8 protein-coding genes are annotated in these 10,116 nt (G+C 49.2%); 4 read left to right on the plus strand and 4 right to left on the minus strand.

Annotated features, from left to right (window positions below):
• Nucleotides 1-62 precede the first annotated feature (62 nt).
• From Q8O92_01820 to Q8O92_01835, 4 genes are all read right to left on the minus strand, one after another.
• Entirely contained in the window at nucleotides 63-599 is a 537-nt protein-coding gene (locus Q8O92_01820; GenBank protein MDP2982052.1) for an L-2-amino-thiazoline-4-carboxylic acid hydrolase, read from the minus strand.
• Between the two features lie 72 nt (nucleotides 600-671).
• Nucleotides 672-2,945 carry a heparinase II/III family protein gene (locus Q8O92_01825; protein ID MDP2982053.1) on the minus strand — a complete coding sequence of 758 codons (2,274 nt, stop codon included), beginning with the start codon at nucleotides 2,943-2,945 and terminating at the stop codon, nucleotides 672-674.
• Nucleotides 2,946-2,992: 47 nt separating this feature from the next.
• Nucleotides 2,993-3,436 (minus strand): lipocalin-like domain-containing protein, encoded by a 444-nt coding sequence (locus Q8O92_01830; protein MDP2982054.1) that lies wholly within the window; start codon nucleotides 3,434-3,436, stop codon nucleotides 2,993-2,995.
• Between the two features lie 40 nt (nucleotides 3,437-3,476).
• Nucleotides 3,477-4,880 carry an SH3 domain-containing protein gene (locus Q8O92_01835; GenBank protein MDP2982055.1) on the minus strand — a complete coding sequence of 468 codons (1,404 nt, stop codon included), beginning with the start codon at nucleotides 4,878-4,880 and terminating at the stop codon, nucleotides 3,477-3,479.
• 174 nt (nucleotides 4,881-5,054) lie between these two features.
• On the opposite strand from Q8O92_01835, the gene Q8O92_01840 reads away from it, so the two are divergent.
• The 4 genes from Q8O92_01840 to Q8O92_01855 form a co-directional block, all read left to right on the plus strand.
• Complete coding sequence (locus Q8O92_01840; protein MDP2982056.1) at nucleotides 5,055-6,296, plus strand: cation:dicarboxylase symporter family transporter; 1,242 nt, start codon at nucleotides 5,055-5,057, stop codon at nucleotides 6,294-6,296.
• Between the two features lie 142 nt (nucleotides 6,297-6,438).
• Nucleotides 6,439-8,601 (plus strand): ATP-binding protein, encoded by a 2,163-nt coding sequence (locus Q8O92_01845; protein MDP2982057.1) that lies wholly within the window; start codon nucleotides 6,439-6,441, stop codon nucleotides 8,599-8,601.
• Nucleotides 8,570-9,256: a response regulator transcription factor gene (locus Q8O92_01850; GenBank protein MDP2982058.1), complete on the plus strand. Its 687-nt coding sequence runs from the start codon at nucleotides 8,570-8,572 to the stop codon at nucleotides 9,254-9,256. The genes Q8O92_01845 and Q8O92_01850 overlap by 32 nt, the downstream gene beginning before the upstream one ends.
• 66 nt (nucleotides 9,257-9,322) lie before the next feature.
• On the plus strand, nucleotides 9,323-10,116 hold a 794-nt coding region (locus Q8O92_01855), incomplete at its 3' end, for a tetratricopeptide repeat protein (protein ID MDP2982059.1).

The following is a 10,116-nucleotide window of genomic DNA, read 5'->3' on the forward strand; positions in this document are numbered from 1 at the left end:
TTTCTCATCTCCTCTACCTCCTTCTGGGGAAATATTCCCACAAGGAAGTATACTATCATTCTTTAACGTATGCAAGCGAAATAGTATAACTTCAAGTTAAACCGGAAATCGCAGATCCGGGCGCCCTCCATGATGGTCTGAGTCCGCGCGAATTTTATCAGCGGGTTGAATCCCGCGATGAACGGCTCGTCGCGGCTGCAGGTGAGGCAGACGCCCAGTTCCTTAATCCCCAGCCTTTCGAACAGCTCGGCGTAGCGGCAGCGGGTCACATCGAAATTCAAGGTTCGTTCGTCCTCTTCAATGATACGGAATTCCAATGCGTCGTCTTCGGCCCATAACTCCCGCAGGACGCGGCCAAGCTCTTTCATGGAGTTTCCGCCGAATTTCTCCGCCATTTTTTGCCCTGCCGCAGCCGCATCCTCTCTGATCGCTTCTGCGGCCGTTTCCAACGCCTTGTCGCGGCCCACAACACCGGCGAATGCATGTATCAGGCGCGCGGCTATCGGCGCCTGGATCTCGCGGAGCATGAAATTGGTTATCACAGGTTCGGTTTGACCGGCTCCATCACCGTCCGGGGTATTCCTGTTTCCTTTGTCCATCTTTTTCTCCATAATAAAAAACACAACCTGCCTCGCCGGAATAAACCCGGCTTGGCGCTTCGGTCATGCATTTCACCGTGTTCCGGATAATCCCGCCTGAGGCATGACTTTTCCTGTCAGGTCGCGTTCCATGATCACGCTTTTCCCTTCAGAAATTTTTATATGCCCCGATGGCTCGCCTTTTTTCGCGAACGTAACCTGCACGGTCTTTGAGCCGGTTGTGAACTTAACACCCACAATGCTGTTATTTTCAATCAGAGCTGATTTGCCCGGAGATGCAATCGATGTATCGCATGCCTGTATAAGGTGAAGGAAAATATCCTCTTTCCGGGGAGCGCCGGGAGAAACCTCGATCCTCCAGTTTCCGAGCAATCCACCTCCATACTTGGATTTGACCATTTCGCTCACTTCCGGCGCAAGCTCCCAGTTCTTCCCGCAGGCCCAGAATTCCTTCCCCGATCCGCCTATTTTCGTCAGAACAGCGTTTTTCGGATAGATCGTGCTGCAGAAAAGACGTCCGTTCTCATGATCGGCTCTAAACTGTTTGCCATCCACCAGCGGCTCGTTCTGAGTGTGAAGAAGCCAGCTCTTTTTGTAATCGGCCTGAGTCGATACAACCCGGTCGCATATGACAAAATGATTCGGCATGATGAAGACATACTGACGGAGAGCAAACGTGCATTTTTCAGGAAGGTAACAGGGTGTGGCGTCGCCGGCAACATAAGTATAGTGGTCGTTTGTCTCAAACGCTACGCATTTGTCGCCGGTGGTTTTATTCATACCCCCGCAGCTTGTCTTCCCCTCGGGGCCGTCATATATCAATCCCCAGTATGTCGGGAACGGCTCCCCCGGCATATTGATCAGCATGCAGTTATGAGCCACTGTCTGGGAGTAATAGTGGCTGAGTTGGTAATCCGTGCTCTGACCCCGTGTACCGGTGTCGAGTGCAAGATATCCCTTTTTATAGATAATGAAATTGTTCTCATCGTACTGTTTGTGGCTCGGTACCTGAGAGCCGATGTTGAAAAGGCTGTACGTATCGTCCGGGCTGGTTCCCGAGCGCATAAATACCTGGCCGAGCGTCTCGAAATGGCGAGCCTTGAGGTCGGTGTCGACAGGTTTTCGCGGGGGCGGAGCTTTTTCAATGCTGGTGAGGAGAAAGGGATAGAAAAACCAGGTCCAGCTATATCTCTTGTCGCTTTCGGGGATAATTTCCCGTATGTATGCAGCGAGGCCGGCGCAGTCCGGTAAAGAGGTTCCGTAAAAGTCCATGAACTGGGATATATGCATATACAGATTGGATACCCACAAATCATTGCGATAGTGATAGACATCTCCCGAACCGAACTCACGGGGGTAGGGTCCCGGAATCCAGTTCCACATGATCCATACCGGAAAGTATGCCAGATAGGGCCAGTCAGCGGCAACATCGATACCCGTCGCTGATCGATACGTGTAGAGGTAATTGAACTGAGACCAGGGGTAATGAGCAATCGCATAAGTGGTCGTTGCCGATGCCAGGCCGCCGTCGTCTCCGGCGCATTTCCTGCGGTATTCGAACAGGTCCTGGTTGTACTTGTACCCCTGGCGGAGAAATTCAAGGGCAAGCACATCGTCGATGCCATCCTTAAGCGCAGCAACACCGGTGAACCAGATGAGATTGCGGTCGCCGTAAAATCCCGTAGTATGGTCGCTGTCGTTCAGGCGGTTGATCGGCGGTCTTTCCGGCCTGGGCTGAAGGCTGTCGATGTGCTTGAGAAAAGAACCCATGAGCGCTATGCGCTCCTGGGGAGTGAGATCGTTGTATATCCAGTCATACCCTGCGAGCCAATGAACGCGGCTTGTGGAATACCAATCGACAGCCATGCCCTTGCTAATGCATTCGTGATATGCCGCCACGCTTACCAGGAGCATTTTCTTTGTCTTTTCAAGGTACTTCCTGTCGCCTGACACGAGATACACGAACGCTGTCTGTCCTGCCTGTGTCCCCCATTCAACCGGTCTCGGCAGCTTGACAGTTTCTATGGCGCCGTCAGGTTTTTTACGGTCTGCGTTGTCTTCAAGAGTGCTTTGAGATGAAGGGTTATCCGGGTAGCGGTCCACCATTTTTTTCAATTGGGCGAACCAATCCTTTTCCTGGTTGAGAGCCCTTCCCTTGACCTGGGGCCAGGTATCGCTATTGAAAAAAAGGCGCGGGTGATCCTGCCGTATTTTTTTTATCCACGATTCATTTTCTGAACCTGCTGCCCGGGACAGCGGCGCTGCTGATAACATCAGCGCCGTCCATAACAGCATTCCCCGGAAACTACACTTCAGAAGCATCCTTTGTTTGCTTTTCATGACCATGCCATGAAGACCTCCCGGATATTCGCATTAAATGACCAGAATCCGTTTTATTCATTCGCACGTTCCCAGAGTAGGAATCCTTTGAGTATAATTCCGCCCAGGATGATGGACGGGATGTCGAGTTTCAGGCGGTCGCCGGATAATACGAACGGCCTTTTCAGGTCGATACCTGCCCAGTTCGGAAAAGCGCTGCCTTTGATATGATGGATTACCGCGCCCTCCTCTTCAATGACTTCGTATCTGCCAAAGTAGGTGAGGATCATCCCTTCGAAGGTGGTCTTTATTTCCTCAGGGGTGCCTTTCATGGGATCGCCTGAGGCAAACGCCGGACGCTCGGCGCTTATTATCTGTACGCTCATATTTCCACCCGTATCATACATGAGCATACCGATCACATTTCTGCCGAAAGGATAAGTAGCTGTCCCATCCGGGCGTCGCAATTCGAGGGAGGCAAGTTTCCATGTACCGATCAACTGATCTTTAGCAGTCATGAGCGCCTCTCCTGAACCCATTTCAGGATCTACCTTATCACTACGGCTTCAGTTGGCACATGTAGGTCAAGGTGTCGATCTGCGAACCGCCTTCCAGCTCGGTATCGTTGACATTCACCCGTCTCAGCATCATGACTGTCCCGTCATCGCTCTTGTAATCATACCCGGTGGAATGAAGGACATAGTGTCTGCCGTTCACCTCACCCAGGTACAGAATCACATGAGCAGGGCTGCCGAGCAGGGTCACAGCCGGTTCGCACTCCTTGAGATACGTATATTTCACAGCATTCGGTGCTTCTTTCGGAAAGGATATCACGTGGTCGGATGCATGAAGCTGAAATGTTGTCGAGTCCATGACTTTTATGCCAAAAGTCCTGAGCACCCCGCGCACCGCCCCGCAGCAGTGACGGGCCTCATAGGCATCCCCTCCCGACCAGGGATCGTTGAGCTTGGTGAAAAAGGTATTGATGATATTCCTCTGTGTGAACGGCTGATAGCCCACACTGACCCCCGCATCCGGTTTCACCAGGCCAGGAACCGTCTCGAAAGTACCGTCAGCCTTTCGGAACGGCGCAAGAACATGAAAGCCGTCAGCCGTCTTCTTCACCAGCTTGACCCTGGCGCCCATGTACAGGTCAATAAGAAAATTTTTAGGCGCTTTTTCGCTGTATACCGGGACCTTGCCGGTGGTAACCATGATGAAATCCCTGGATTCGACATAGTTTCTTATCTCTTTTGCAGAGCCTATGGCTACTTCGAGGGCGGGAACCCAGCCGAAATTGAACTCGCTGCGGACATAATACCAGTCGCCATCCCTAGAAGTATGCAGAACTGCCACCGGCGAGGCGGCATCGAGAGCATTGAATGAATTATTGGAAATCCAGCCGCTCTGCTCGCTCCACGTTTCATTGTGTGTGGGGAATTTCCTGTGTGATGAAGGGGCAACCATAATCCCGTACCGGGGAGTAACGGTGACTGGAATCGCATCGATATTGGCCTGTTCGCTGATCTTCTTTTTCATGTCATCTTCGTATTTCTTTTTCCGGAAGTCATAGAGGGTGCCTGATTCCATTGCTCTTTGATAATTTTTGATGAGGACACGGAGGCTGTCGCCGGAAAAAGTGCGGATGGAGAGCGGATCCTCTACCAATGAATTTGTCCTTAAGGTATAGGGTTTTCCGTTTATGTCCTTGAAGTCGTATGTTTTGGTGCTGTTTTTCTTATTAAACTCCACGATCTGCTCCGGTGTCAGGATTACTAGGTCCGGATTCCCCTTTATATTGGCGATCCAGAACTCCGGATGCAGCATTTCCTCAGTTGTATTAGGTGACAATCTCGGAGCGTTTTCGGACTTTTCTTTGCTGACATCATACTGCGCTTCGCCGCTCCGGGCGAGAATAACCGACAAAATCACAAAAAGAGTGTAACGAAACATTGCCGCCATCTGGAGTACCTCCTTAAAAAAAATCTGAACGATTCCATTTTTCCTGGAAAAATATAAGTATAAATAAGTTCTTGCCATGTATTATACTTTTTTTTGAGATTGATTATTTTTATTTTTCCGTATCTTACATTTTCCTTTTACCCTGAATGTATCCAGATTTTCGAAGGAAAGCTCATGAGTCTCGGTACCAAAGCGCTCATCGGACTCTTGGCGGGCATTTTTACCGGGGTGACCCTCGCCATGTTCGCAGGACGGAGCGCGGCCGGGATTGCGACTGGTGCGAACCTGCTTGGCGCTCTATGGATCAATGCCATCCTCATGACAATCGTGCCGCTTGTTGTCGCAAAGGTTATTGTCACTTTTGCGCAGAATGAAGCCGCGGCAGTTCTGCGCTCGGCCGGCTGGCGAGCCCTGGGAATAATCGCGGGCCTTCTCGTCGTGCCGGCAGTGCTGACCGTGCTGGCTATGCCCCGGCTGTTCGAGTGGTTCCCCATCGATTCCACGGCTGCCGCTTCTCTTCGTGACAGCGCCGCCCGTATGGGCATGGGAAGCGCGCCGTCCCCGGCGGCATTCAGCCAGTGGCTGCTAACCATTGTTCCGAGCAATCCGGTAAAAGCTGCCGCCGACAGCGCGATGCTGCCGTTAATCGTCTTCTCTCTCTTGCTGGGCATCGCCCTGACCCGCATCGCACCTGATTCCAGCCGTTTGGTGGTGAATCTCTTCAAGGCTATCGATGAGGCGATCATGGTCCTTCTGAATGTGATCGTGCGTCTGGCGCCGGTTGGTATTTTCGCACTGGCCCTTTCGATGAGTGTTCGGGTAGGATCCGCCATATTCGGCATTCTGGGATATTACATTTTTGTAGCATCTCTCACCCTCGCGGCTTTCACAATCGTCCCCTACCTCGTTGTCAGCCTGGCGACTCCCATCCCTTTCAATCGCTTTGCCAGAGCCTGTACACCTGCTCAGCTTGTCGCTTTCGCCACACACTCTTCACTGGCCTCCCTTCCTGCCATGCTCGATGGGGCCGACACCCGTCTCGGTCTCCCGCGAGCCGTATCGGGAGTTGTTTTGCCGCTGGCCGCTACGACGTTCAGATATTCTGCTCCGATATGGTTTGTGATCGTGGTCTTTTTTGTCGGGCAGCTTTATGGAATTACCATCGAATCCGCCCGGCTGGTGCAGGTTGTCCTGGTAGCGGTTCTGACCAGCATCACGGTGGGAGGGGTGCCGAGCGGGGCAGTGTATGTGGCTGTTCCGGTGCTCATGGCCGCCGGTCTTCCCGCGGAATCGGTGGGCATCCTGCTGGCAGTAGACCCCATCCCCAACGGCTTCCGTACCGTCGCCAACGTGACCGGAGATATGGCCGCGGCAGCCCTTCTCGGAAGCCGCACGCCTGTGAACTTAAAAAAGTAGCTGCACAGTGATATTGTTACAAAATTACAAAGAAAAAGAAATTTTTAAACAATATTTTACATTTTTTGACAATTTTAAAGGAGAAATTAATATATCTTGAATATAGATAGTAAAAAATTGAAGCCTTATATCGGCGCAGATAATGAAAATAATAAACCACGAAATAGTAGCTCCCAGAAAAATTATAGTAATTTTCCTTCTTGCGATTTTTCTCCCCTCATTACTTGTGGGTTATTTAAGCTTCAGTACCTTTTCCCAAAGGCGCGAAACGGTAAAAAAACTTCTTGTATCGAACCTCTGGATTTCAGGAGAAGCTGCCCTCAAATCAATCGAAGAAGAGCTTCTCGATCATGAAAGAAAAGCCTTAAAGTCAGAGAATTTTACCAGATTAATTCATTCCCGCCAAGATAATAACAATTACATAAGTTCCTCTTTGCTCCCCAAAGATATTGCCGGACAACTTTTTCTGCTCGATGCGGATTTTAAAATACTATTCCCTAAAACCGAGAATGAAAGTGCTTTGATATTTCAATGGGGAAAGGACTTACCGGACAGTCAATTTGCTCGAACCTTTCAAAAAGCCGAATTTTTTGAATTCTCTCAAAAAGAATATACTCGGGCCGTTGAATTATATAACCAGTGTACTTTGCCGGTTCATCAAAAGAGGTACCGGGCCATTGCCTTGGAAGGTCTGGGGCGCTGCCTTTTATCATTAAAAAAATTTGATGAAGCTTACAAGGCATATACCGAGCTTTCTCAGAATTATGGCCAGTTCAAAAACAAAGCAGGACACCCTTACGGTATTATTGCCGCTCTTCAATTATATAAGATAGATCAACTTCTGAAGAGAGAACCGAATGATCTGACAATATTGCTTGATCTGTATAAAAAAATACAGGAAGGGGTTTGGCCTCTTGACATTTACACGTACGATTTTTTTACCGCCGAAATTGACACAATACTTGCGGATGCATGCAATAACGGAAAATTTCCTGAAATTCGAAAATCTTATCTTGATTTACGTAACCGACAATCTCCCTACAGGCAAACACTGGTATTGACGGATACCATCAAGAAATATATCGTTCCCAGGATACTGGAAAAGCTGTCCCTGTCACCTGTAATGGAGAAAAATGCGCCGTGGCGATTGCTCATCCCTCTGGAAGAAGGCTTTTGTCTCACTTCTTATGCCGGTCTTACGCGCTTTCAATCAGAAAAAACTTTCTACGGCGGCTTCTTCTGGGACCTCGATTCTCTAAAACACCGGATACTGCCAAAAGTTTTGGAGGATAAAAAAAAGGATTCCGCTCTTCATTATCAGATCATTGACGAAAGAGGCCGAAATGTAGTAACCGGGAAAGAAGAATTATCTTCAAAGGAATCCCTGTCTTTATCTTTTCGCGTCTTTCCCCTCCCCTGGAAGCTTCTCGTTTCTCACTCCGGAATGGAAGCCCTTGAGCGGACAGCACATCGGGAGAATATCTTTTACGGTTTTCTTCTCGCATGTATCGTAGCCTTAATGATTATTGGCGCTGTTCTCATAGCGCGCGATATTTCCCGTGAATCGGAAATCACCCGCTTAAAAACTGAATTTGTTCATACAATTTCTCATGAACTCAAGACTCCGCTGACCCTTATCCATCTTTTCGGGGAAACACTCCAACGTAAAGAAAATCTCACCGATGAAGAGAGGAAAGAATGCTATGAGATAATCACCAAGGAAAGTGAACGGTTGTCTCATCTGATCAACAACGTTCTCGATTTTTCCAGGATCGAGATGGGCAGAAAAGAATTTGTTTTTAAAAAAGCCGATTTAGCCGCAGTTATTCGGAATACTCTGGAATCCTATACGTATCATTTAGAAAAAAAAGGTTTTACCATTGAAACAGATATCGCCTCGGATATTCCGGAAATGATTATTGATGGAGAGGCCATAGCCAGTGTTCTAGTCAATTTATTGAGCAACGCCATGAAATATTCACCCAAGAAAAAGAAAGTGGCAGTAACATTAATGAGAGATGGTGAAAACGCTGTCCTTCAGGTCAAGGACAAAGGCATGGGAATTTCGCCCGAAGAAATCCCAAAAATATTTCAAAGGTTTTATCGGTCAAAAAATATAACTGCTTCTGAAACAGGAGGAAGCGGATTGGGCCTTACCCTGGCCAGACACATTATCGAAGCTCACGGCGGTAGAATTCAGGTTGAAAGCGAACCGGGGGAAGGCAGTATCTTTTCTGTGATTCTTCCCCTGTCTAACCCCGAGAGGAATCAGAATGAGAAAAAAGATACTGATCATCGAAGATGAAGAAGACCTGGTTAAAGGTTTGAAACTCAATCTGGCTGATGAAGAATACGAAGTCGACTGGGCTTCTGATGGTTTGGAAGGTCTTCGCAAAGCCCTTAAGGAAACGCCCGATCTGATCATTCTCGATATTATGCTGCCTGAGAAAAACGGCCTGGAGGTCTGCCGGGAACTCCGGCAAAAAAATATCGGTATCCCGATCATTATGCTCACTGCCAAAGGAGAAGAGATCGACAAGGTGGTGGGACTTGAGATCGGGGCTGACGATTATATCACCAAGCCGTTCAGCGTCCGCGAGCTTTTAGCCCGGTTGAAGGCGCATTTACGGCGCGCCGATAGAGAAGTAAACACTCTTGCCGGCATATATTCCTTCAATGAGGTAGAAATTGATTTTGCCCATTTTAAAGCACGGCGCAAAGGGAAAGAGCTGGATTTCACCTCCACTGAAATGGATATTCTCAAGTATTTGATCGCTCATCGCGGCGAAGTGGTGACCAGAGATGATCTGCTTGACAAGATATGGGGCTATGACAGTTATCCCACTACCCGCACCATTGACAATCATATCCTGAAATTGAGGAAAAAAATCGAGGATGACCCGGCTCATCCCCAGTATATCCTTTCGGTCTACGGAGGAGGATACCGATTTGTAGGATGACTACAATCTTTTACATTTGTTTACTTTCATTTGACACGTTTGACAATTGAAAACGCTACTTTGTTGGTGCAGGGGAAAATCTCCCCGATGAATGAGAAAAACTCACCAGCAGGAGGTGGCATCATGTCTCTCAAAAAATCTTTTCTCGTAACCGCCCTTTTGGCCGTATTCCTGATCGCAACCGGAGCTCTGTCTTCTCCCGAGTACGCGGTTCTCTTCGAGAAGGCAAAATATACCATGGAAACAAAGGGGGACCTGGAAGGGGCTATCAAGATCTTCAACGATATTATCAAAAAATATCCGAAAGAGAGGGAATTTGCGGCGAAATCTCAACTGTATATCGGACTGTGCTATGAAAAGTTGGGCAATGCAGTGGCCCGCACAGCCTACGAGCGCGTGGTGAGCGAATACGCCGATCAATCCGAGATTGTGGCGCAGGCGCGGGTGAGGCTGGCGGCGCTTGGCGGTCCCGGTGCTGCCGGGGGACTCGTCACACGCCGGGTTCTCACAGACGCCTCCGGCGTCGGTGGGGTCTTGACCGCGGATGGCAAGTACATCAGAGGTTTAGACTGGCACACGGGTGACGTGGTCCAGTTCGAAGTTGCCAGCGGACAGAGGACACGAATCACAAATAGGGTGCCCCTGGGTGAGGGTGACGAGTTTTACGGCTACGAAGTGTTCTCACGCGACGGAAAACGAATCGCTTACACCTTGTATACGAAGGACCGGGTCAATCAACTGCGGATTAGAAACCTGGATGGTTCGGGCCTTCGCACACTTTACAGTGAGAAAGACTTTTACATCAGACCCTTGGACTGGTCACCTGACGCAGGGTCCATCCTCGCAATTCTCGAGCATAA

It is taken from the genome of Candidatus Latescibacter sp., assembly GCA_030692375.1.
Taxonomy (GTDB): Bacteria; Latescibacterota; Latescibacteria; order Latescibacterales; family Latescibacteraceae; genus JAUYCD01.

Coding starts and splice junctions, on each gene's coding strand:
- Q8O92_01835 (MDP2982055.1), bottom strand. CDS start 4,880: ATGGCGGCAATGTTTCGTTACACTCTTTTTGTGATTTTGTCGGTTATT.
- Q8O92_01825 (MDP2982053.1), bottom strand. CDS start 2,945: ATGGTCATGAAAAGCAAACAAAGGATGCTTCTGAAGTGTAGTTTCCGG.
- Q8O92_01840 (MDP2982056.1), top strand. CDS start 5,055: ATGAGTCTCGGTACCAAAGCGCTCATCGGACTCTTGGCGGGCATTTTT.
- Q8O92_01845 (MDP2982057.1), top strand. CDS start 6,439: ATGAAAATAATAAACCACGAAATAGTAGCTCCCAGAAAAATTATAGTA.
- Q8O92_01820 (MDP2982052.1), bottom strand. CDS start 599: ATGGACAAAGGAAACAGGAATACCCCGGACGGTGATGGAGCCGGTCAA.
- Q8O92_01850 (MDP2982058.1), top strand. CDS start 8,570: ATGAGAAAAAAGATACTGATCATCGAAGATGAAGAAGACCTGGTTAAA.
- Q8O92_01830 (MDP2982054.1), bottom strand. CDS start 3,436: ATGACTGCTAAAGATCAGTTGATCGGTACATGGAAACTTGCCTCCCTC.